We start from the raw sequence: 23,123 nt of genomic DNA on the forward strand, positions 1-23,123 counted from the left end.
GTAAAAGGTTAAACATACACCGCCAGCAAATTGCCTGCCATTACTCTTTTATAAACAAATGTTCTTCCGCTATGCTGGCGTAACTTGTTGTTTAAATGTTAAGGCAAAAGGCATGGGGCTGTTGATTAAAGCGCTGCTCGGGGCGCTGGTGGTTGTACTGATTGGCGTACTTTCCAAAACCAAAAATTATTATATTGCCGGGCTCATTCCGCTATTTCCGACATTCGCCCTGATCGCTCACTATATTGTCGCCAGCGAGCGCGGTATTGAAGCCCTGCGTACGACTATCGTATTTGGGATGTGGTCAATCATTCCCTATTTTATCTACCTGCTGTCGCTGTGGTACTTCACCGCAACGATGCGCCTGCCGTACGCGCTGGCGGGCGCCGTTGTTTGCTGGAGCCTGTGTGCCTGGCTGCTGATCCTCGGCTGGAGCCGGTTCCACTAGCGCAGGTGGCGGCCGCCGTCGACGGCGAAGGAGCGGCCGGTAACAAAATGGCTGCTAAACAAATAGTCGAGTAATTCGATGATTTCCGTTTCGCCCGCCGCTATTTTCATCAGCGATTTATCCAGCGCCTGCAGGCGATACTCGGCGTCGTCGCCGTCATTAAACATAATGAGCGACGGGGCGATGGCGTTGACCTTTATTTCCGGCGCCAGCTTGCGGGCAAAGGAGCGGGTCATATTATCCAACGCCGCTTTACTGGCGGCATAGGCGATGTGCTTATCGCTGCCGCGCTCAACCACGTAGTCCGTAATATGAATAATATCGCTGCCCGCGTGACCGTGGCCGCGCAGCAGCGCTTCCAGCGCGTGATTGAGCAGATAGGGCGCATTGACGTGAATTTGCATCATGCTGGCGAGCACCGTGCTGAGAGGCGTCCCCGGCTTTTCCGCCATCCAGCCGCTGGCATTGTGGATAACGGCGCGCAGGCCTTGGCCGGCGTGGGATTTCACCGCCTCGGCGAAGGTTAAAATCCCATCGTCGGTGCTAAAATCCGCCTCCAGACAAACGGCGCCTGCCGCGCGCAGCGCGTCAATAGCCGGATAGTGGGTACGATAGCTGACGATAACGGACTGCTGCCGCTGAAGAAAATGGTGTGCCAGAGCGAGGCCGATTCGGCGGCCTCCTCCTGTTATAAGGACCGGGCGGGGCTGTAGTTCAGCCATGGGTATCTCCTTTGAGTTCCGCGGCAGGGCAACCGCTTACCCCACCAGCATCCACGTTGCCGGTACAGCGGCAACCAGCAATAAACCAATTAAGGCTAATTCACGGCGTTTAAGCATGCGATCGTGCTGGTGCGTACGGCGGGCGTACAGGAAAACCAGAAGACCCGGAGCGTAAAGTATCACTGACAGCAATAAATGCACAGGGCCCGACGCATATAATAACCATAAGCCATAAGCGCAGGCCCCGACGCCTACGGCCTTATGCAGCGGGCGTACGGCAATTTTCAGCAGGAAGGCGCCGACGAGCAGATAGGGAACGAGGATCATCTCGGAGGCGATGGTGAGCAGCGTACCGTAATCCGAACCGGTCAGCCAAATCAGCACCAGCGAGACCTGGACGCTAATATTGGTCAGCCACAGCGAAGCCGACGGCGCATTGTGGCGATTTTGCCGGGCAAACAGGCGCGGAAACGCTTTGTGGGTGGCGGCCAGCCAGGGAACTTCTGCAGCCATGATGGTCCAGCTTAGATAGGCGCCGCAGACGGAAACGATCAGTCCGGCGGCGATCGCCACCTCGCCCCAGGACCCCATCATTCTGACCATCAGCCCGGCCATCGACGGATTACGCATTTCCGCGAGCTCCGGACGCGCGACAACGCCCAGCGAGAGCAGCGTGACCAGAAGATAAACCGCCAGCGCCGAAAGTACGGCCAGCAGCGTCGCGCGGCCAACGTCCTGCTTGTTCCGCGCTCGCGCCGACACTACCACCGCGCCCTCTACGCCGATAAACACCCACAGGGTAATCAGCATGGTATTTTTCACCTGCTCCCACACCGGCACGCCGAGCGCCAGGCCGCTGAAATCGAGAGTGAAGGTCTCTAAACGGAAGGCCATCGCGGCGAGAACGATAAACGCGCCGAGCGGTATTAGCTTGGCCATCGTCGCGACCAGGTTGATGCCGGCCGCCGTCTGCACGCCGCGCAGCACTAAGAAATGAACGACCCACAGCAGAATCGATGCCCCGACGATTGCCTGCCAGGTATTGCCGTTGCCAAAAATAACCGAGCCGGGCGCGTCGGTGAAGAAGCTCAGCGCCGCAAACACGATAACCAGATAGGAGACGTTGGCGATAACCGCGCAAAGCCAGTAGCCCCAGGCGGAGCAAAAGCCCACCAGCTCGCCGAATCCTTCGCGCGCGTAGGTAAAGATACCGCCGTCGAGGTCGGCGCGAATGCGGGTCAGCAGGAGCATGGCGAAGGCGAGGAATAAGATGCCGACGCCGGTAATGGCCCAGCCGATCAGCAGGGCGGACGGGCTGGCCACGGCGGCCATATTTTGCGGCAAACTGAATACGCCTGCGCCCAGCATTGAGCTGAGGACCAGGGCGGTCAGGGCGCTCAGGCCCAGTCTCTTTTCCATTGCATTCCCGAAGTGACAACCGTGAAGTAAAGAATATTTATTTGGCGAAATCGCATAAAATGGACGATTACGCTAAGGCGCGGGATTTTACGGAGTGTCTTGTGCGCATGCAATGGCGGCGGATGAAAAAAAGCAAAAAGGCGGCAAAGCGCCGCCTTTTTGTTCAGCTGAAGTCCCGTTATTTATACAGGTCAGCGCTGATAGTTATGTTACCGCCGCGTTCCTGCCACTGACGGGTGATGTGGTAATACTTCGCGCCTTTCTTCGCCGCACGTTTGGCCACCTGGTAAGAAATTTCGGTCATATTGCCGTAGTTACCGGTGAACTTAATGCTATCGAACGGGGCCATCTGCGCCGCGGTGATTTTGTTCACTTCTTCGACTTTGGTGCCGTCAGGAAGCGTGACGGTGTAACGCCCACCCTTAGAGGACTGCGTTTCGAAGAAGCGGCCTACGCCGGTACCGGAGCCGACGGCTGCGGTGGTCGCCACGCCGGGGATTTCAACGTTTTTGGCCGCCGCGCCGCCTTCAGCCAGCGCTGCGCGCCCGGCTTGAGAATCGGCAGGAATTGCGTCCGGACTTTGCAGAACGCGTTTTTTGGCATCGGCCTTATAAACATAAGCGGTGATGCGCTGGTTGCCGCCCTGGTTAGCATCAACCTGACGAACGATAAAGAAAGAGGCCGCGCCTTTCGCTTTTGCCGCTTTGGTGATGGCATCGTTCACTTCAGGCTGGCTGCGGTAGAAACCCTGCACGGTAACGGTGTCAAACGGTTCCAGCTCAACGGCCTGGTCTTTCGGCAGCTCCATGACTCCATTAATCATTCGATTTTTTGGAGCATCTGCCTGCGGGGCGTTGTCTTTATAAAAATCTGCCGTTACGCGCCAGTTACCGCTGTTGCCATAGTCTGAGGTGTCGACAACATAAAAGGAGGCCGCGCCGTCTTTGTCGGCTTTGCGGGAGACCGCTTTAACAGCATCGCCAATCGCAGTAAAGCGGCCGGTGATGACCACGCGATCGTAGGGCTTCAGCGCCGCCGCCTGCTCCGGTGTCAGCTCGGTCGCTGCATGGGCAGACAGCGCGGTCGTAGCCAGGAGAGCAGACGCCAGGAGTGAGTTCTTAAGCTTCATAAAAATAGTCCTTTGCCTTGCGCAAACCATGTACTGGTATTGTTGTTGACTGAAAACGCTCGATTATTGCATTTAAAAGGAGTGACTGTCTGCGTCAATTTTTGCTAACCGCCCGAAACGCGCGTCACAATAATATAACATTTTGCGATATGTTGAAAAAACAGCCTCTTGACCAGCAAAATCGATAATCGATATCGCTTTAATAAGTTAATGTAATGTTAATGCCATGTTCTGGCTGGCGATTAATTGCGTATTAGTGGATAAGCTAAGCGAATTATCAGGCTCGCTTATAAATTTAAGGTAAATATTGCTGCCTGACGCAGTTTGGCGCGCGTTTTACCAATAAAATCAAAAATTCTGTTTTATCGCAGTAGATCACAATCGGGATTTTCAGTAGGTTATAAAAAGTTTGTTACTGTTTCATTTTTTCAGTCGAATATCTGAGCCGGCGGGTTTTGCCGGCGGATAGTCGGCTGTAAGAAGAGAAAACCATCATCAAAAACCGATGAAAGGGAAAACTATGCGTATCGGGGTACCAAAAGAACGGTTAGCCAATGAAACCCGCGTAGCGGCCACGCCGAAAACGGTGGAGCAGCTGCTCAAACTGGGGTTTACCGTCGCAGTTGAAAGCGGCGCGGGCCAGCTGGCAAGTTTCGATGACGAGGCGTTTGCTCAGGCAGGCGCTGAGGTTGTGGACGGCGCCGAAGTCTGGCAGTCGCCTGTTATTCTCAAGGTGAATGCGCCTGACGATAATGAAATTGCGTTACTGAATCCAGGCACCACGCTGGTGAGCTTTATCTGGCCGGCGCAGAATCCGGAGCTGCTGGCAAAACTTTCTGCCCGCAATGTGACCGTCATGGCGATGGATTCGGTGCCGCGTATTTCGCGCGCCCAGTCGCTGGATGCCTTAAGCTCGATGGCCAACATTGCCGGCTATCGCGCCATCGTTGAGGCCGCTCACGAATTTGGCCGCTTCTTCACCGGGCAGATCACCGCCGCGGGTAAAGTGCCGCCGGCCAAGGTGATGGTGATTGGCGCCGGCGTTGCCGGTCTGGCCGCGATTGGCGCCGCCAACAGCCTGGGGGCGATTGTCCGCGCGTTCGACACTCGCCCTGAGGTCAAAGAGCAGGTGCAGAGCATGGGCGCCGAGTTCCTTGAGCTGGACTTTAAAGAAGAGGCGGGCAGCGGCGACGGCTATGCCAAAGTGATGTCCGAAGCCTTTATTAAAGCCGAAATGGCGCTGTTTGCCGCGCAGGCGAAAGAGGTCGACATTATCGTCACCACGGCGCTGATCCCCGGCAAACCTGCGCCGAAGCTGATTACCCGCGAAATGGTTGACTCGATGACCTCAGGCAGCGTGGTGGTTGATCTGGCCTCGCAGAACGGCGGCAACTGTGAATACACCGTGCCTGGCGAAGTGGTAACGACCGCCAACGGGGTGAGAATTATCGGCTATACCGATCTGCCGGGTCGCCTGCCGACCCAGTCATCCCAGCTTTACGGCACCAACCTGGTCAACCTGATCAAGCTGCTGTGCAAAGAGAAAGATGGCAACATTGCCATCGATTTCGACGACGTCGTGGTACGCGGCGTAACGGTTGTCCGCGATGGGGAAGTGACCTGGCCGGCACCGCCGATTCAGGTATCCGCCCAGCCGCAGGCTGCCGCGAAGAAGGTGGAAGCCCCTGTTGAAGCGAAAAAACCGGTTTCGCCGTGGCGCAAATACGCGCTGATGGCGCTGGCGATTATTCTCTTTGGCTGGCTGGCAAGCGTCGCGCCGAAGGAGTTCCTCGGTCACTTTACGGTCTTTGCGCTCTCCTGCGTGGTCGGATATTACGTGGTGTGGAACGTGTCCCATGCGCTGCATACGCCGCTGATGTCGGTAACTAACGCCATCTCGGGGATTATCGTTGTCGGGGCGCTGCTGCAGATAGGCCACGGCGGCTGGGTCAGCGTGCTGAGCTTTATCGCGGTGCTGATCGCCAGCATTAATATTTTTGGTGGTTTCACCGTCACTCAGCGCATGCTGAAAATGTTCCGCAAAGGATAAGGGGTAACAAATGTCTGGTGGATTAGTTACAGCTGCATACATTGTTGCCGCGATCCTCTTTATTTTTAGCCTGGCAGGGCTTTCCAAACATGAGTCATCGCAGCAGGGCAACTACTTCGGCGTTGCCGGGATGGCGATTGCGCTGATCGCGACCATTTTGGGTCCGGACAGCAGCAACGTCGCGTGGATCCTGCTGGCGATGGTTATCGGCGGCGCTATCGGTATCCGTCTGGCGAAGAAAGTCGAAATGACCGAAATGCCGGAGCTGGTGGCGGTTCTGCACAGCTTCGTCGGCCTTGCGGCGGTGCTGGTGGGCTTTAACAGCTACCTGCAGCATGAAACCGGTATGGAGCAGATCCTGGTCAATATTCATCTGACCGAAGTGTTCCTCGGCATCTTCATCGGTGCGGTGACCTTTACCGGCTCCATCGTGGCCTTTGGCAAGCTGTGCGGCAAGATGTCCTCTAAACCGCTGATGCTGCCGAACCGTCACAAGCTGAACCTTGCCGCGCTGGTCGTCTCTTTTGTGCTGCTGATTGCCTTTGTTCGCACCGATAGCACCGCGACGCAGGTGCTGGCGCTGCTGGTGATGACCGTTATCGCTCTGGCGTTTGGCTGGCACCTGGTTGCCTCCATCGGCGGCGCGGACATGCCGGTGGTGGTATCAATGCTGAACTCCTATTCAGGCTGGGCGGCGGCGGCGGCGGGCTTTATGCTGAGCAACGATCTGCTGATCGTAACCGGCGCGCTGGTAGGCTCTTCCGGTGCGATTCTGTCCTACATCATGTGTAAGGCCATGAACCGCTCCTTCTTCAGCGTCATTGCCGGCGGATTTGGTACCGATGGTTCCTCTTCCGGCAGCGATGATGAAGTTGGCGAGCACCGTGAAATTAGCGCAGAAGATACGGCTGAAATGCTGAAAAACTCGCACTCGGTGATCATTACCCCGGGCTACGGCATGGCGGTAGCGCAGGCTCAGTATCCGGTTGCGGAAATCACCGAGCGTCTGCGCGCCCGTGGTATCAAGGTGCGCTTTGGTATTCACCCGGTTGCCGGTCGTCTGCCTGGGCATATGAACGTGCTGCTGGCGGAAGCCAAGGTTCCCTACGACGTGGTGCTCGAAATGGATGAAATCAACGATGACTTCACCGATACCGACACCGTACTGGTTATCGGCGCTAACGATACCGTGAACCCGGCCGCGCAGGACGATCCGAAAAGCCCTATCGCCGGTATGCCGGTGCTGGAGGTCTGGAAAGCGCAGAACGTGGTGGTCTTCAAACGCTCGATGAACACCGGCTACGCCGGCGTACAGAACCCGCTGTTCTTCAAAGAGAACACCCATATGCTGTTTGGCGATGCCAAAGCCAGCGTGGATGCGATTCTGAAAGCGCTGTGATGCCCTGAAGAGAGCAGACGAGAGTCGCTATACAACGTTTGCTTCTGAAGCCGTCTCCGTTGAGACGGCTTTTTTATATATAGCGCCAGCCCATGAATCGCTCATAAATTAATCGCCCTGGAGTGCTATACTAAAAACGTTTTTTCATCACACTGAGGATATTATGGATACCGAATTAACCCCCGCGCAAATGGCCATCGAATTTCTGCGTCGCGACCCTACCGCTTTAACCCCCGCGCAGTACCTGAAAAAATTTAAACTTCTCGAGCTGGAATTTGCCGATTTAATGTCGCTCTCCTCTATCGAACTGAAAGAAGAGATCGATCACGCCTGGCGTTTGGGTATCCATTAAAAGCCACACTTCAGCCTGCATGCATCGCTGATGAAGGGGGCCGGAAGGCCCTTTTTTGCGCGCTACGCCAGGCGACGGGCAAAAAAATCCCCCGCGGCTGCAGGGGAGTGGGGAGTGGGGAGTGGCTACGACTGGCGGCCGGCCTGCTGGAGGTTAGTCGTCGTCTTCATCGTCCATTTCAACCGGCGTTTTGTACTGGTCCGGCTTCAGCGCCAGCAGATCGCAGCGCAGATGATCGATCACCTGCTCGGCGGTATTGCCGAGGAAGGCCGCCGACAGTCCGGTACGTCCGATGGTGCCGAGCACGACAATCCCCGCCTGCAGATGCTCCGACAGATCGGGAATCACTTCTTCCGGTAAACCCTTCTCTACGTGGGTGCGGCTCTCATCAATACCAAACTTTTGCCGCAGCGTTTTCATCGCCAGCAGGTGCTGGCCGCGAATCGCGTCGTTATAGATGCTGGGATCGAAATCAGGTAACTCAATGGCGATATTGATTGGCGTAACCGGATAGGCGCCCACCAGGTGGACCTCGGTGTGGTTAACCTGTTCCGCCAGCTCAAGCGTCTCTTTTACCAGTTTCTCATTCAGAGCATCGTGGTAGTTTTCTTCACTGGCAAGGTTCACCGCCACCAGCGCTCTGCCGCCCTCAGGCCACGGCTGGTCTTTAACCATCCACACCGGGCACGGGCATTTGCGCAGAAGATGCCAGTCGGTCGGGGTGAAGATCACCGCTTCCAGCTTGTCGTGCTGGTGCGCCATTTTCAGCACTAAATCATGCTTGTCGCTGAGGATTTCCTGAATGATGGCTTCGAAGGGGCGGTTGTGCCATACCACCTTGATGTCAATCGGGATCCCGGATTCGATATAGAACCGGGCCTGCTCCTTGATCCAGGCGCTGCGTTGGCTGATAACGCCCTGGCGCATAGCCGTTCGCTCGTCGGGCGACAGCAGGGTCGTCATCTCATATGAAAAATCATAGATTGGCAAAAAGGCTTTAATGCGGCCACCAATCCGTTGGTGTAGGTATACCGCACGCCGTAATGCGGGCTGGTCGTCCTGATTAGGGTCGATTACTACCAGCATGTTCTGATACTTCGCCATACAGGGTCTCCTTACAACTGTAACTGCAGTCTGTAATTAAAAAGATAACCTATATAGATGGATTGAAACAGGGGATGACCCTGGCCAGATCAACAAATAAGAAAAAAATTAGCGATCTGGCGAAGGGATCGGGCAATCAGGCGACGTTACGCGCTTGACCTGCCAGCTGAGAGAGGAGGTCGCTGTTTTCGATGGTGATATATTTACCTTTAACTGCCAGCATTCCGCTTTTCTGGAAACGGCCCAGCAGGCGGCTGATGGTTTCTACGGTCAGGCCGAGGTAGTTACCGATATCGCCGCGGGTCATGGTCAGACGGAATTCACGAGGCGAGAAGCCGCGTTGGGCAAAACGGCGGGAGAGATTATAGATAAAGGCCGCCAGGCGCTCCTCGGCGTTCTTTTTGGAAAGCAGCAGGATCATGTCCTGATCGCCTTTGATCTCGCCGCTCATCAGGCGCATCATCTGCTGACGCAGATTCGGCATCTTACCTGAGAGGTCATCCAGCGTTTCGAAGGGGATTTCGCAAACCATTGAGGTTTCCAGCGCCTGAGCGAAGCTCGGGTGGAGACCGGTGCCGATAGCGTCAAAACCGACCAAATCACCCGCCAGGTGGAAGCCGGTAATCTGCTCGTCGCCCTGCTCGGTAATGGTGTAGCTTTTGATGGTGCCTGAACGAATGGCGTACAGCGACTTCAGCTCATCGCCGGCTTTGAACAGGGTCTGTCCTTTCTGGATAGGCTTTTTTCGCTCGATGATATTATCAAGCTGATCAAGCTCGTGCTCGTTCAGAGTAAAAGGGATGCAAAGCTGGCTGATGCTGCAATCCTGACAATGGATTGCGCAACCGCCAGACTGAATGCGTCGTATAATTCTCTTTTCCGGGATCATAAGTCTGCTCAAGCCTTAATTGATATTGGTCAATTTTAACATCTTTTTGGTGAGCAGGTAAGCCTCGAACCGATGAAACACGTAATATTAAAAGGGTAAAGCAATTACACCATTTATCTCATTGATAAGAAATAAGATGTCCGAACATAGCTGATTGTAAAGTTGCCTGATGCTTCCGATAAAAGGCACTTACGGTCAAAGAAGCAAATACCCCTCATGGCGCAATAACCACTCTTTACGCTGAACGCCGCCCGCGTATCCGGTCATGGTGCCGTTACGTCCAATGACGCGATGGCAGGGAACCACGATACTGACCGGATTAGAGCCGTTGGCCGCCCCGACCGCCCGCGCAGCGCCCGGCCGACCCAATGCCTCTGCCAGCTGGCCGTAATGCATGACGTGACCGCAGGGAATGGTGCGCAGCGTTTTCCAGACTTCGCGTTGAAACGGGGTGCCCGCCGTTGCCGTCGGCAGCGTCTCGATAATCGCAAGGTCACCGGCGAAATAGTCGCCGAGCCTGCTGCTCAGCCCGCCCGGATCGCGGGAATCCACGCGCTGAAACCCTTCATGGCGATAGTGCAGCTCAAGCAGCTGCTCCATCCGATCGCTATGTTCCTCCCACTCAACGGCACGCAGGCGGAACTGTTCGTCGCAAATGATCCATAGCGGCCCGACCGGGGTATCGATTTTGTCCTGAAGCAGTACCAGCATCGTTTTTCCTTATTACCTGATTCAAATGATTATTACTGCAGCCTGAGCACAAGATATCACGCCATCCGGGTGGGCAACTATACTCCATAAAGGTAAACGGTGAACGGTGCGGCTGAGGGGGCGAATCAATGAGAAAGTTTTCCATTTTGCATCTGCCTGCTGAGCAGAAGCAAAATCAATACGCAACGAAGTGCGTGATATTTAATTTTGTATTCACTACGCCGCGCGGTGGTAAATGGATTTTACTACTTTCTCCGGGCGGTAAATTCCCCCCTGCGAAGGAGCGTCCGGTTCACCCCTTTATGCAGTTTGTCATCCGCACGCGGACTAGTTTGCACTGGCTAATTCATCGGGAGGCACCCGACGCCGCAATACGCTATACAGGCACTCCTTGAATCAATTATTTGTCAGCACTTCAGTGCTGGCTTTTTTTTGTTAACGAGAAAGGTGATGGTATGCAATATATGCTGACTGGCGTTTTGATATTGATTATCAGTGGTTTGCTGTTAAATGCTGTCTCTATTATGATCGAATCGCTTTATAAGTTAATGAAAGATATGCACTTAAAGAAAAAACATCTTTAGGTGCCTGAGCAGGTTCGGCAAGCGTTTTAACGACGAACGCTTGCCGACCTGTTATTCCCGCCAGCAATACAAATATTCAGCAGATTATCCGTTATTTTCTGGCACTTCCTTTGGCGTAACCGATCTTCAGCGCGGCGGGACGGGCGATTAACGTCGCTATTCGCCCGCCGACAAACGCGTTGAGGGCGCGCGTTGCGGCGGCTATAGTAGCCTCCGGTAGCAGCCGGAGGAGTGCAGATGAACCTTGACGACAAATCGCTATTTCTGGATGCCATGGAGGATGTCCAGCCGCTTAAGAGCGGCAACGACGTGCTGTGGCATCCCGAGCGCCACGCCCGTACCCCGCAGCGCATCGACGCGCTGCAGCTGGATAACTTTTTGACCACCGGCTATCTCGACGTGCTGCCGCTGACGACACCGCTGGAGTTCAGGCGCGAGGGGTTACAAAACGGCGTGCTGGACAAGCTGCGGCAGGGGAAATATAGCCAGCAGGCGAGCCTCAATCTGCTGCGCCGGCCGGTCGAACAGTGCCGGCAAATGCTGTTTGCCTTTGTGGTTCAGGCGCAGAAAGAGGCGCTGCGCAACGTGCTGATTGTTCATGGCAAAGGGCGCGACGACAACGCTCACCCCAATATTATCCGCAGCTACCTGGCGCGCTGGCTGGAAGAACTTCCCGAGGTGCAGGCGTTTTGCGTCGCCTCTGCGCATCACGGCGGCAGCGGGGCGTGCTATGTCGCCCTGCGCAAATCGGCCGAGGCAAAGCAGGAAAACTGGGAACGCCACGCCAAACGCAGCCGCTAGCGCAGCAGCAGCGTCAGCTCCCGGGCCGCCTTTTGCAGCTCGGGCAGCACCCGATCCAGCATTTCGCGGGTGGAAACCTGTCCGGCATGGACGCCGACGTTCAGCGCCGCCTGAACCTGTCCCTGTGGGTTAAACAGCGGCACCGCCAGCGAGCGCAGCCCCATCTCCAGCTCCTGATCGTTCAGCGCATAGCCCTGCTGGTGGACGCGCTTGAGCTCGGCGCGCAGCTTATTCACCGAATCCACCGTCTGCGGGGTATAGCGAATCATCGTCACCCGACCCAGCATATCGTTCAGTTTCTCCTCCGGCTGATGGCTTAACAGCACCCGGCCCATCGAGGTTGCCCAGGCCGGCAGCCGGCTGCCTATATCCAGATCGATAGTCATAATGCGCGAGCTGGAGGCGCGGGCAATGTACAGAATATCGTCGCCGTCGAGGGTGGCGATTGAGCAGGATTCATTAAGCATTTCGCTCAGATGCTTGAGCACCGGCTGGGCAGAACGCGCCAGCGGGGTTGAGGCGAGCCAGGCGTGGCCAAGGGCGAGGATGCGCGGGCGCAGCTGAAAATTCTTACCATCTTCGGCATAGACAAACCCCAGCTTGCCCAGCGTGTAGAGGCAGCGGCGCACCGCCGCGCGCGGAATGCCGGTCTTCTGGCTGATCTGTGAGATCGACAGCACCGGACGCTGCGGGGTGAATGCCTGGATCACCTCCAGCCCGCGGGCCAGCGAGGCCATAAAGTTCGGATCGCCCTTAAACGGGTCGCTATCGCCGGTCAGTAAATCGTCTGGATGCTTCTCCATTTTGTTCTCCATATTTGCCATCGATCACATTCTTTCGCTAAAGATATACGATGTTCGATTATCGCACCATATTTCGATTATCGCCCTTGACCAACATCGTTAAGCGGGTCACATTTTGTGCGAACAACGTATATAAGTGCGATTACCGCACATAAAGGAGCGACCTGATGATTGATAAAAGCGTGTCGACGCTAAGCGATGCCATCTCCGGGATCCACGACGGCGCGACCATCATGATCGGCGGTTTTGGTCCCGCCGGTCAGCCAACGTACCTGATTGATGCCCTGATTGAGCAGGGCGCCCGCGACTTAACCATTATCAACAACAACGCGGGCAACGGTGAGGTGGGCCTGGCGGCGCTGCTGAAGGCCGGGCGGGTGAGCAAGATGATCTGCTCTTTCCCGCGTCAGGTTGACTCGCAAATTTTTGACGATCTCTACCGTCGCGGCAAGGTTGAGCTGGAGCTGGTTCCGCAGGGCAATCTGGCGGCCCGCATCCAGGCCGCCGGCGCCGGGCTGGGCGCGATATTTACCCCGACCGGCTACGGCACGCCGCTGGCGGAAGGCAAAGAGACCCGCGAAATCGACGGGCGGCACTACGTTCTCGAATATCCGATTAAGGCCGATTTTGCGCTGATCAAGGCCCACCACGCGGATCGCTGGGGCAACCTGGTCTATCGCAAAGCGGCGCGCAACTTCGGCCCGATTATGGCGACCGCCGCCAAAACCACCATCGCTGAGGTCTCCCGCCTGGTCACTCTTGGCGAACTGGACCCGGAAAATATCATTACCCCGGGGATTTTTGTCCAGCGCGTCTTCTCGCTGGAAAAAGCCATTACCGCACAGAGCGCCTGAGGAGCCAACGATGCAAAAATTAACTCGTGATGAAATGGCCCAGCGCGTGGCTCTCGATATTCCGGAAGGGGCCTATGTGAACCTCGGTATCGGCTTACCGACCCGCATCGCCAACTATCTGCCGGCGGATAAAGAAGTGTTCCTGCACAGCGAAAACGGCCTGCTGGGAATGGGGGGCAGGCCGCAGCCGGGCGAAGAGGACCCGGAGCTGATTAACGCCGGGAAAGAGTACGTCACGCTGCTGAAAGGCGGCTGTTTCTTCCACCACGGCGACTCCTTCGCCATGATGCGCGGCGGCCATCTTGATATCTGCGTGCTGGGAGCCTATCAGGTCTCTGCCTGCGGCGACCTCGCCAACTGGAGCACCGGCGCGCCGGACTCGATTCCGGCCGTCGGCGGGGCGATGGATCTGGCCATCGGCGCGCGACAGGTCTTCGTGATGATGGATCATCTGACCCGCGACGGCGAGTGCAAGCTGGTCGAACGCTGCAGCTATCCGCTGACCGGCGTTGGCTGCGTCAGCCGCATCTACACCGATCTTGCGGTTATCGATATCACCCCCGGCGGCCCGGTAGTACGGGAAATTTTCAACGGCCTCTCTTTTGAAGAGCTGCAGCGCATCACGCCGGTGGCGTTGACCTGCGAACATCTGGCGAAAAGCGCATAAGGAACCTATGATGAATCAGGCATTTATCTGTGATGCGGTACGTACACCCTTCGGTCGCTTTGCGGGCGCTCTGGCGCCGATGCGCGCCGACGATTTAGGCGCGCTGCCGCTAAAAGCGCTGCTGGAGCGCAATCCGGGGCTGGATCCTTCACGCATCGATGACGTGATTTACGGCTGCGCCAACCAGGCCGGTGAGGATAACCGCAACGTCGCGCGCATGGCGCTGCTGCTGGCCGGCCTTCCGGAAACGGTTCCCGGAAGCACCATTAACCGTCTGTGCGGCTCGAGCCTTGATGCGATCGGCGTCGCAGCGCGGGCGATTAAAAGCGGCGAGACTCAGCTGATGATCGCCGGCGGGGTAGAGAGCATGTCGCGCGCGCCCTTTGTCATGGGTAAAGCTGAAAACGCCTATAGCCGCAGCATGCAGATTGAAGATACCACTATCGGCTGGCGCTTTATCAACGCGCGGATGAAGGCGCTGTATGGCGTCGATTCGATGCCGGAAACCGCCGAAAACGTGGCCGCTGATTTCGCGATTTCGCGCGCAGACCAGGACGCTTTCGCCCTGCGCAGCCAGCGGCGAACCGCAGAGGCGCAGGAGGCCGGGCGCTTTGCCGATGAGCTCATCGCGGTCTCAATCCCGCAGCGCAAGGGCGAGCCGCTGCTGTTCACCCGCGATGAGCACCCGCGCAGCACCTCGCTGGAGGCGCTGGCGAAGCTAAAAGGCGTGGTGCGTGCCGACGGCTCGGTGACCGCCGGCAACGCTTCGGGGGTCAACGACGGGGCCTGCGCGCTGCTGCTGGCAAGCGAACAGGCGCTGATGGCGAACGACCTGCAGCCGCTGGCGCGCGTTGTCGGCGTGGCGACGGCCGGGGTCGCGCCAAGAATTATGGGCTTCGGCCCGGCTCCGGCAGTGCGCAAGGTGCTGGCATTGACCGGACTGACGCTGGCGCAGATGGATGTTATTGAACTCAACGAAGCCTTTGCCGCGCAGGCGCTGGCGGTGACGCGCGATTTAGGCCTGCCGGACGACGCCGCGCACGTTAACCCTAACGGCGGGGCGATTGCCTTAGGCCATCCGCTGGGCGCATCCGGCGGGCGGCTGGCGCTGACCGCCGCCTATCAGCTACGGCGCACCGGCGGCCGCTACGCGCTGTGCACCATGTGCATCGGCGTCGGCCAGGGAATTGCGCTGATTATTGAACGTGTTTAAGGAGCCAAAATGAGTTTGCTGACCCCGATGATGCGCACCAGCCCGCTAACCGCCTGGTTTAGCGATGCGCAGCGGGTACAGGGGATGCTGGATTTTGAAGCCGCGCTGGTTCGTGCCCAGGCCGCCTGTGGCATTGTGCCGCAGTTCGCCGTCGCGCCGGTGGTCAACGCCTGCCGCCATTCGCAGATCGATTTTTCCGCTCTGGGACAGGCGGCGACCCGCGCCGGTAACCTGGCGATCCCGCTGGTCAAACAGCTCACCGCCTGCGTTAACGCCGCGGACCCGCAGGCCGCTCGCTACGTGCACTGGGGAGCCACCAGCCAGGATGCTATCGACAGCGGTCTGGTTCTGCAGCTGCGCGGCGCGCTGGCGGAGACCGACTTGCTGCTGCAGCGCCTGACGGCTGAGTTTGCGCTGCAGGCGCAGCGGCATCAGCATACGGTCATGCCGGGGCGCACCTGGATGCAGCACGCGCTGCCGGTGACCTTTGGCCTCAAGCTTGCGGGCACCCTCGATGCGCTGCTGCGCTGGCAGCTGCGGCTGCGAGAAATGCGCGCCCGCGTCCTGGTGCTGCAGTTTGGCGGCGCGGCGGGCACGCTGGACGCGTTAAAAGGGCGTGGGCCGGAGGTCGCCGGGCAGCTGGCGACCGAGCTTGGCCTGGCGCTGCCGGACGCCCCGTGGCACAGCCAGCGCGATCGGCTGCTGGAAGTGGGCGCCTGGTACGCCGGGGTCTGCGGGACGTTGGGAAAATTTGCCAACGACTTTTCGCTGCTGATGCAAACGGAAGTTGCCGAAGTTGCGGAGCCGGTAGGGGAAGGCCGCGGCGGCTCGTCGACGATGCCGCACAAGCGTAATCCGATCGCCTGCGCGGCGATTCTGACTGCGGCCCAGCGCACGCCGGGCCTGGTGGCCTGCCTGTATGCCGGCCAGATCCAGCAGCACGAGCGCGCGCTCGGCGGCTGGCAGGCGGAGTGGGAAACGCTGCCGGAGCTGATTACCCTCGTCGGCGGCGCGCTGCAACAAAGCGTCGATCTGGTGCGCGATATGCAGGTTTTCCCGCAAAAAATGCGCGCCGATCTTGATATGACCCACGGCCTGATTATGGCTGAAGCGGTCACTCTGGCGCTGGCGGAGTTTATCGGTAAGGCCGACGCCCATCATCGGGTAGAGGCGCTGTGCCGTCAGGCGATTGACCAGTCGCGCCCGCTGCTGGCGCTGCTGGAAAGCGATCCTCTGGTGAGCCAGCACTTTAGCGCAAGCCGTTTAACCCAGCTGCTGGACCCGACAACGGCGACCGGCAGTGCGGAAATTTTTGTGCGCCAGGTCGTGGCGCGTTACAAGGAACAACGTGATGAACCTTGATTACCAGATTGACGGGCCGGAAGGTGCGCCGGTTATCGTTCTGTCCAACTCGCTGGGCACCACCCGATCGATGTGGCAGCCGCAGCTGGCTGCCCTAACCGCGCAGTTTCGCGTGCTGCGTTACGACACCCACGGTCATGGTCAAACCGCTAAAAGCGGTAAAGTGACCCTCGCCCAGCTTGGCGAAGACGTTATTGCGCTGCTCGATCATCTGCAAATTGAGAAAGCCTGGTTTTGCGGGATTTCGATGGGCGGGCTGACCGGACTATGGCTGGGACGCTTTGCCCCGGAACGATTTTACGCCATCGCGGTGGCCAATACCGCCGCGCGGATTGGCGACCAGGCCAGCTGGCTCTCGCGGGCGCGGGCCGTCCGTCAGGAGGGGATGGATGTCGTCGCCGCCGGCGCGGCGGATCGCTGGTTTACCCACGCCTTTCGTCAGAAAGCGCCGGAGGTGGTGGAGTCGCTATGCCATCAGCTGACCCATAGCGATGCCGAAGGGTATGCCGCCTGTTGCGAAGCGCTGGCGGCGGCCGACCTGCGTAGCGAAGTGGGGCACATTAGTCTTCCAACCCTGATTATCGCCGGGGAAAGTGACCCTGTCACGACGGTGGCGGATGCTAACTTTTTGCATCAGCAGATCCCCGCCTCGCAGGTGGTGGTAGTGGCCGCATCGCATCTGTCTAATATCGAAGCGGCAGGGGTATTCAGCGCCGCATTGCTGGGGTTCTTCCGGGGGGAACGGCATGGATGATAAAGCGCGTTATCAGGAGGGAATGGGCGTACGGCGCAAGGTGCTGGGCGATGCGCACGTCGACCGCACGCTGGACAAGCTGACCCCGCTTAATGCCGAGTTTCAGGATTTTATTACCCGCTACGCATGGGGCGAAACCTGGACCCGGCCGGGGCTGGATCACCATACTCGCAGTATGATCACCATCGCGATGCTGATAGCGCTTAACCGCGAAGCGGAGCTCAAAATGCATCTGCGCGCTGCGTTTAATAACGGCGTGACCCGCGATGAGCTCAAGGAGCTGATTATGCACTCCGCGCTCTACTGCGGTCTGCCTGCGGCCAACGCCACGATGCACCTGGCGCAGCAGGTGTTTGACGAGCTGGACGCGCAGCAGGCGTAAGCAAGCGTTCTCGGGCCGGGCGTTTGCGCCCGGCTTTCCTCGCGTTAACCCTCTATTTTGTTGACCTCTTCCGGCGCAACCGTCGGCGCTCGTCCTGACAAAATGTGCGATCTTCTTGACACGGCGTTGACAAATAGATGCCTGGTCAGTAATTTCATCTGCAATTACTGACCAGGCAAATATCATGAGTAACCATCCGGGTATTATCAATAACAAGTTCCACTTGGGTTTATTAATTCATCTGGCAAACCAGTATAAAGACCAGCTAATCAGCCAGTACTTCTCCGGCATGGATATTACTGCCGCCCAGTTTAAGGTGCTGATCAGCATCTATAAGGGCGTCACCAGTCCGGTTGAGATCAGCAAAAATCTGGTCATGGATGCCGGGGCGATGAGCCGCATGGTGGATCGCATGGTTAAGCGCGATCTCATCAGCCGTTCGCCTAATCCGCAGGATAAGCGGCAGGTCGTGCTGGCGCTGACCGGCAAAGGCGAGCTGATTTGCGAGCGCTTTGTTAATGAAGCGCTGGCGTCAATCATCAGCGACCTTACCGCCCGACTGACCCCCGACGAGTCTCGTTTACTGGTAGAGCTAATGACAAAAATGCTGCCAGACGAAATTGTTGCCCCTCATCGCTAACGTATTCAAGAAGGTCCGGACAAGATGGAAACCACACCTGCACAGCACGCCGAGCGCGGCAGCAAGCGCAAACGCAACTTTATTATTTTACTGATTATTCTGCTTCTGGCCGCCGCAGGCGGCCTGGCATGGTACCTGCTGTACGCCCGCTACTATGAATCGACCGACGATGCCTACGTCAACGGCAACCAGGTAACGCTGACCCCGCAAATCGGCGGTACGGTGACCCAGGTTACGGTGGATGAGGGCGACTTTGTGCAGAAGGGGCAGCCGCTGGTGCTGCTCGATCCGAGCGATACCGAAATTGCGCTGCAGCAGGCGGAAGCCAATCTGGCCAACACCGTGCGTCAGGTTCGCGGCCTCTACAGCACGGCGGATAACTACCGTGCCCAGGTCGCGGCGAAAAGGGTCGCCCTGCAGACGGCGCAAAACGACTACGCCCGGCGGCAGAAAATCTTCCAGAGCGGCGCCATCGCTGCGGAAGATCTCTCCCACTATCGCGACGCGGTCACCAGCGCGCAGAGCGACTTAGCCGCCGCTCAGGAGGCGTTACGCACCAACACGGCGATGGTTGATGACACGGTTATCGACAGTCATCCCGAAATCAAAAGCGCGGTGGCCACGCTGCGTCAGCGCTATCTGGATAATTCGCGCAGCACCATCGTTGCGCCGGTCAGCGGCTTTGTAGCCAAACGCGCGGTCCAGCTCGGCATGCGCGTCGATTCGGGGACCACCCTGATGGCTATCGTGCCGCTGAATGAGGTTTGGGTCGACGCCAACTTCAAAGAGAGTCAGATGAACGCGATGCGCCTGGGGCAGAAAGTGACGCTCAGCGCGGATCTTTACGGCGACGACGTGGAATATCACGGCACCATTGAAAGCCTGGGCATTGGCACCGGCAGCGCGTTCTCGCTGCTCCCCGCGCAGAACGCCAGCGGCAACTGGATCAAAATCGTCCAGCGTCTGCCGGTACGCATCACGCTGGACCCGCACGATATGCAGAAAAACCCGCTGCGGGTGGGGCTGTCGATGAACGTTCGCGTTGATATTCGCGATACCGATGGCCATCTGCTGCCGCAGCAAACCGTTAGCGCCCCGCGTTTCACCACGGATGTGTATCAGAACCCGCTGGAACAGGCGGACCAGCTGGTGGCTAAAATCCTTCATGACAACAGCAAAGCGGTAGCCGCCGGCGCCCGTTAAGAGAGACGTTATGCAAGATAAGGCCGCATTTACGCCGCCCAATATGTGGCTGGCGGTGCTCGCGCTGTCGCTGGCCACGTTTATGCAGGTGCTGGACTCCACTATTGCCAACGTGGCGCTGCCGACGATTGCCGGCAACCTCGGGGTGAGCGCCGATCAGGGGACCTGGGTTATCACCTCCTTTGCGGTGTGTAACGCCATTGCGCTGCCGCTGACCGGCTGGTTTACCCGGCGCTTCGGCCAGCTAAAGCTGTTTATCGGCTCGGTGGTGCTGTTTACCCTGACGTCGTTCCTGTGCGGCTTTGCCCACAGCATGAGCGAGCTGATTATCTTTCGCGCCCTGCAGGGTTTTTTCGCCGGACCGATGTTCCCGATGTGCCAGACGCTGCTGCTGGTTATCTTCCCGTCGAGCAAGCGCAGCATGGCGCTCGCGCTGCTGTCGATGGTGACGGTGGTGGCGCCGATTGTCGGGCCTATAACCGGCGGCTGGATCACCGATAACTACTCCTGGCCGTGGATTTTCTACATCAACGTGCCGATCGGCATCTTCGCCGCGATCGTCGTCTGGACGCAGATGCGCGCGCGGGAAGAGACCACCACCCATGCGCCGATTGACTACATCGGCATTGCGCTGTTGGTGCTTGGCGTCGGGCTGCTGCAGGTGGTGCTGGACAAAGGCAACGATCTCGACTGGTTCGCCTCAATTCACATCGTTGTGATGTCGACGATTTCGGCGATTTCGCTGGTTGCGTTTGTCATCTGGGAGCTGGGCGAGCGCCATCCGATCGTCAACCTGCGCCTGTTTAAGGACCGTAACTTTGCGATCGGTACGCTTTCGCTGACCCTGGGCTATGCGGCGTTCTTTGCCATCAATATTATTTTGCCGCAGTGGCTGCAAACGCAGATGGGCTATACCGCCATTTGGGCCGGGCTTGCCGCCGCGCCGATGGGCGTGCTGCCGCTGGTGATGACGCCGGTTATTGGCCGCTACGCCAATAATTTCGACCTGCGTATTCTGGCTTCGCTCTCGTTCCTGACGATGGGGGCTTCCTGCCTTATTCGCGCGCAGTTCAACACCGACGTCGATTTTCGCACTATCGCCGAAGTGCAGCTGTTTATGGGGATTGGCGTGGCGTTTTTCTTTATGCCGATCACCACTATCGTGCTGTCGAACCTCAACGGGGCGGAGGTGGCGGAAGGCTCCGGTCTGGCGACCTTCTTCCGCGTGCTGGGCGGCTCGTTTGCGTCTTCGCTGACCACCTGGATCTGGTCGCGGCGGGAGGTGTTCCACCATGCCAACCTGACCGAAAGCGTCTCTGCTTATAATCCTGCGGCGGTGGACTACGTGGAGAAGATGGGCGGAGCGACCCAGCAGCATATGGCGCTGATCGATAAAACCATTGAGCAACAGGCCTATATGATGTCGACCATCGACTACTTCTGGGTTTTAGGCTGGGGCTTTATGGCGCTGATTGTGGTTATCTGGTTTGCCCGTCCGCCGTTCAGCCGCGCCGGAGCGCCGGGCGCCCCCTCGGCCGGTCACTAGCCGCGGGGTGATAAAAAACGTGCCCGAGCTGCGCCTGTCAATTCGATCGTTGCCTGCTTTTTCCTCGATCGTTGTTGCTCTCCGCAGTGATGGACATTTTGGGATGAAAAGGCGTGCAGCGGGGCCCTGGACCCCGCTGAAATCGGCGAACCGAAGGCCGGAAGACAAGGGCTGGCCGCCAGGTATGGCGGCAAGAGGCGAATCGAGACAGGAGCGAGCCCCGGAACGGGCGAGCAAGTCGAGTTGAGCCGATCGCAGGCTGCAGGCCGTGCGCAGCACCGATTTCCGTGCGGGACCGCGGGGATTGTTAAGGGGAAGACGGTTATCTTCCCCTTAACCCGGTCACTTCGCACTGAGGCCGCATGTTCTGCCTGACGTAGGGTGAACGGAATACCTCTTAGCTAAATGATACCACGCAGCGCCCGGCTTTAGCCGGCAACATTACCGCTGGGCACAGCCGTTACACTGCTGGTTCTGAATCTGCTGGAAGAAGTCGTTGCCTTTATCATCCACCAGAATAAACGCCGGGAAGTCTTCCACCTCGATTTTCCAGATAGCCTCCATTCCCAGCTCCGGATAAGCCACGCACTCAAGGCTCTTAATACTCTGCTGCGCCAGCACCGCCGCCGGGCCGCCGATGCTGCCGAGATAGAAGCCGCCGTGCTTATGGCAGGCATCGGTCACCTGCTGGCTGCGGTTGCCTTTCGCCAGCATCACCATGCTCGCGCCGTGGGACTGCAGCAGATCGACGTAGGAGTCCATCCTTCCGGCGGTGGTCGGCCCCAGCGAACCTGACGCATAACCCTCCGGAGTTTTCGCCGGACCGGCGTAGTAGATCGGGTGATCTTTCACATACTGCGGCAGCGCTTTACCGTTATCCAGCAGCTCCTTGAGCTTAGCGTGGGCGATATCGCGGGCGACGATAATCGTGCCGTTCAGCGTCAGGCGGGTTGAAACCGGATGGGCCGAAAGCTGCTTGAGGATATCGTTCATCGGCTGATTGAGGTCAATGCTGACGACCTGGCCTTCACCCTGCCGGCGCAGCGCTTCCGGGATGTACTGGCCGGGGTTGCTCTCCAGTTTCTCAATCCAGATCCCGTGACGGTTGATCTTCGCCTTGATGTTGCGGTCGGCGGAGCAGGAAACCCCCATCCCGACCGGGCAGGAGGCGCCGTGGCGCGGCAGGCGAATCACGCGGATGTCGTGGGCAAAGTACTTGCCGCCAAACTGCGCGCCGAAGCCGAGATCCTGCGCGGCCAGCAGCAGCTCCTGCTCCAGCTGCACGTCGCGGAACGCCTGGCCGTGCTCGTTGCCTTCGGTTGGCAGGTCGTCGTAATAGTGGGTGGAGGCCAGCTTAACGGTTTTCAGCGTCGATTCCGCAGAGGTCCCGCCGATAACAAAAGCAATGTGGTACGGCGGGCAGGCGGCGGTGCCGAGGGTACGCATCTTCTCGACGAGGTAGTTTTTCAGCTTCGCCGGGGTAATCAGCGCCTTGGTTTCCTGATAGAGATAGGTTTTGTTGGCCGAACCGCCGCCTTTTGCCATGCACAAGAATTTGTATTCGTCGCCGTCAACGCTGTACAGATCGATCTGCGCCGGCAGGTTGGTGCCGGTGTTGACCTCTTTATACATATCCAGCGCGGCGTTTTGCGAATAGCGCAGGTTATCTTCGGTATAGGTGTTGTAGACGCCGCGCGCCAGCGCCGCTTCGTCGCCGCCGCCGGTCCACACCCGCTGGCCTTTCTTGCCCATGATGATGGCGGTGCCGGTGTCCTGGCAGGTGGGCAGAATGCCCTTGGCGGCAATCTCTGAGTTACGCAGGAACTGCAGGGCGACGTACTTGTCGTTTTCGCTGGCCTCGGGATCGAGCAGAATGGCCGCTACCTGCTGCTGGTGGGAAACGCGCAGCATAAAGGCCGCGTCGTGAAATGCCTGCTGGGCCAGCAGGGTGAGCGCTTCAGGCGCAACCTTGAGAATTTCCTCGCCCTCGAACCCGGCGACGCTGACGTGCTCTTTGCTCAGCAGATAGTATTCAGTCTTATCTTTCGCCAGCGGAAAAGCTTCCTGATAAACAAACGGTTTAGTCGACAT

Annotated in this window: 22 protein-coding genes; 14 read left to right on the top strand and 8 right to left on the bottom strand. The window is 58.1% G+C overall.

The window, feature by feature from the left end; all coding sequences use genetic code 11:
* Positions 1-112: 112 nt before the first annotated feature.
* A complete protein-coding gene (locus QFI97_RS14155) occupies positions 113-448 on the top strand; it encodes a GlpM family protein (protein WP_045858494.1) in 336 nt (111 codons plus the stop codon).
* Here the strand turns inward: QFI97_RS14155 and folM are convergent.
* From folM to ydgH, 3 genes are all read right to left on the bottom strand, one after another.
* The gene (gene folM / locus QFI97_RS14160; protein WP_095103172.1) at positions 445-1,170 is read right to left on the bottom strand and encodes a dihydromonapterin reductase; all 726 of its coding nucleotides are present in this window, start codon (positions 1,168-1,170) and stop codon (positions 445-447) included. The genes QFI97_RS14155 and folM overlap by 4 nt on opposite strands.
* Before the next feature lie 36 nt (positions 1,171-1,206).
* Positions 1,207-2,589 (bottom strand): amino acid permease, encoded by a 1,383-nt coding sequence (locus QFI97_RS14165; RefSeq protein ID WP_346431409.1) that lies wholly within the window; start codon positions 2,587-2,589, stop codon positions 1,207-1,209.
* A gap of 178 nt (positions 2,590-2,767) precedes the next feature.
* Entirely contained in the window at positions 2,768-3,718 is a 951-nt protein-coding gene (gene ydgH / locus QFI97_RS14170; protein ID WP_095103176.1) for a DUF1471 family protein YdgH, read from the bottom strand.
* Between the two features lie 520 nt (positions 3,719-4,238).
* On the opposite strand from ydgH, the gene pntA reads away from it, so the two are divergent.
* The 3 genes from pntA (at position 4,239) to QFI97_RS14185 (ending at position 7,519) form a co-directional block, all read left to right on the top strand.
* The gene (gene pntA, locus QFI97_RS14175) at positions 4,239-5,768 is read left to right on the top strand and encodes a Re/Si-specific NAD(P)(+) transhydrogenase subunit alpha (RefSeq protein ID WP_095103178.1); all 1,530 of its coding nucleotides are present in this window, start codon (positions 4,239-4,241) and stop codon (positions 5,766-5,768) included.
* Positions 5,769-5,778: 10 nt separating this feature from the next.
* Positions 5,779-7,167 carry a Re/Si-specific NAD(P)(+) transhydrogenase subunit beta gene (gene pntB, locus QFI97_RS14180; protein ID WP_095103180.1) on the top strand — a complete coding sequence of 463 codons (1,389 nt, stop codon included), beginning with the start codon at positions 5,779-5,781 and terminating at the stop codon, positions 7,165-7,167.
* 163 nt (positions 7,168-7,330) lie between these two features.
* Entirely contained in the window at positions 7,331-7,519 is a 189-nt protein-coding gene (locus QFI97_RS14185) for a YdiH family protein (protein ID WP_041145794.1), read from the top strand.
* A gap of 153 nt (positions 7,520-7,672) precedes the next feature.
* Here QFI97_RS14185 and uspE read toward each other — a convergent pair whose 3' ends face one another.
* The 3 genes from uspE to ogt all read right to left on the bottom strand — a co-directional run bounded on the left by uspE (position 7,673) and on the right by ogt (position 10,223).
* Positions 7,673-8,623 carry a universal stress protein UspE gene (uspE, locus tag QFI97_RS14190; protein WP_095103182.1) on the bottom strand — a complete coding sequence of 317 codons (951 nt, stop codon included), beginning with the start codon at positions 8,621-8,623 and terminating at the stop codon, positions 7,673-7,675.
* 136 nt (positions 8,624-8,759) lie between these two features.
* Positions 8,760-9,512 (bottom strand): fumarate/nitrate reduction transcriptional regulator Fnr, encoded by a 753-nt coding sequence (gene fnr, locus QFI97_RS14195; protein ID WP_095103185.1) that lies wholly within the window; start codon positions 9,510-9,512, stop codon positions 8,760-8,762.
* A gap of 195 nt (positions 9,513-9,707) precedes the next feature.
* The gene (gene ogt / locus QFI97_RS14200) at positions 9,708-10,223 is read right to left on the bottom strand and encodes a methylated-DNA--[protein]-cysteine S-methyltransferase (protein WP_346431410.1); all 516 of its coding nucleotides are present in this window, start codon (positions 10,221-10,223) and stop codon (positions 9,708-9,710) included.
* Positions 10,224-11,044: 821 nt separating this feature from the next.
* On the opposite strand from ogt, the gene smrA reads away from it, so the two are divergent.
* Positions 11,045-11,608 carry a DNA endonuclease SmrA gene (gene smrA / locus QFI97_RS14205; RefSeq protein WP_346431411.1) on the top strand — a complete coding sequence of 188 codons (564 nt, stop codon included), beginning with the start codon at positions 11,045-11,047 and terminating at the stop codon, positions 11,606-11,608.
* On the opposite strand, the gene QFI97_RS14210 is transcribed toward smrA, so the two are convergent.
* The gene (locus tag QFI97_RS14210; protein WP_041145790.1) at positions 11,605-12,411 is read right to left on the bottom strand and encodes an IclR family transcriptional regulator domain-containing protein; all 807 of its coding nucleotides are present in this window, start codon (positions 12,409-12,411) and stop codon (positions 11,605-11,607) included. The two genes, smrA and QFI97_RS14210, sit on opposite strands and share 4 nt — an antisense overlap.
* Before the next feature lie 167 nt (positions 12,412-12,578).
* Between QFI97_RS14210 and QFI97_RS14215 the strand changes: the two genes are divergently transcribed.
* From QFI97_RS14215 to QFI97_RS14255, 9 genes are all read left to right on the top strand, one after another.
* Entirely contained in the window at positions 12,579-13,265 is a 687-nt protein-coding gene (locus tag QFI97_RS14215) for a 3-oxoacid CoA-transferase subunit A (protein ID WP_346431412.1), read from the top strand.
* A gap of 10 nt (positions 13,266-13,275) precedes the next feature.
* Positions 13,276-13,932, top strand: a complete 657-nt coding sequence (locus tag QFI97_RS14220; RefSeq protein ID WP_346431413.1) for a 3-oxoacid CoA-transferase subunit B — start codon at positions 13,276-13,278, stop codon at positions 13,930-13,932.
* Positions 13,933-13,942: 10 nt separating this feature from the next.
* The gene (gene pcaF / locus QFI97_RS14225; protein WP_346431414.1) at positions 13,943-15,145 is read left to right on the top strand and encodes a 3-oxoadipyl-CoA thiolase; all 1,203 of its coding nucleotides are present in this window, start codon (positions 13,943-13,945) and stop codon (positions 15,143-15,145) included.
* A 9-nt stretch (positions 15,146-15,154) separates the two neighbouring features.
* Complete coding sequence (locus QFI97_RS14230) at positions 15,155-16,507, top strand: 3-carboxy-cis,cis-muconate cycloisomerase (RefSeq protein WP_331834313.1); 1,353 nt, start codon at positions 15,155-15,157, stop codon at positions 16,505-16,507.
* Entirely contained in the window at positions 16,497-17,261 is a 765-nt protein-coding gene (gene pcaD / locus QFI97_RS14235; protein WP_095103199.1) for a 3-oxoadipate enol-lactonase, read from the top strand. Before QFI97_RS14230 ends, pcaD begins: the two co-directional genes overlap by 11 nt.
* Positions 17,254-17,643 (top strand): 4-carboxymuconolactone decarboxylase, encoded by a 390-nt coding sequence (pcaC, locus tag QFI97_RS14240; protein WP_331834312.1) that lies wholly within the window; start codon positions 17,254-17,256, stop codon positions 17,641-17,643. Before pcaD ends, pcaC begins: the two co-directional genes overlap by 8 nt.
* Before the next feature lie 184 nt (positions 17,644-17,827).
* Positions 17,828-18,283 carry a MarR family transcriptional regulator gene (locus QFI97_RS14245; RefSeq protein ID WP_095103202.1) on the top strand — a complete coding sequence of 152 codons (456 nt, stop codon included), beginning with the start codon at positions 17,828-17,830 and terminating at the stop codon, positions 18,281-18,283.
* A gap of 24 nt (positions 18,284-18,307) precedes the next feature.
* On the top strand, positions 18,308-19,486 hold the full coding sequence (locus tag QFI97_RS14250) for an HlyD family secretion protein (RefSeq protein ID WP_095103203.1): 1,179 nt from the start codon (positions 18,308-18,310) through the stop codon (positions 19,484-19,486).
* A 10-nt stretch (positions 19,487-19,496) separates the two neighbouring features.
* Positions 19,497-21,032: a DHA2 family efflux MFS transporter permease subunit gene (locus tag QFI97_RS14255; RefSeq protein WP_346431415.1), complete on the top strand. Its 1,536-nt coding sequence runs from the start codon at positions 19,497-19,499 to the stop codon at positions 21,030-21,032.
* 441 nt (positions 21,033-21,473) lie between these two features.
* Here the strand turns inward: QFI97_RS14255 and fumA are convergent, their stop codons facing one another.
* Positions 21,474-23,123 carry a class I fumarate hydratase FumA gene (fumA, locus tag QFI97_RS14260; protein WP_346431416.1) on the bottom strand — a complete coding sequence of 550 codons (1,650 nt, stop codon included), beginning with the start codon at positions 23,121-23,123 and terminating at the stop codon, positions 21,474-21,476.

This window comes from Klebsiella scottii (assembly GCF_036561945.1).
GTDB lineage: Bacteria > Pseudomonadota > Gammaproteobacteria > Enterobacterales > Enterobacteriaceae > Klebsiella > Klebsiella scottii.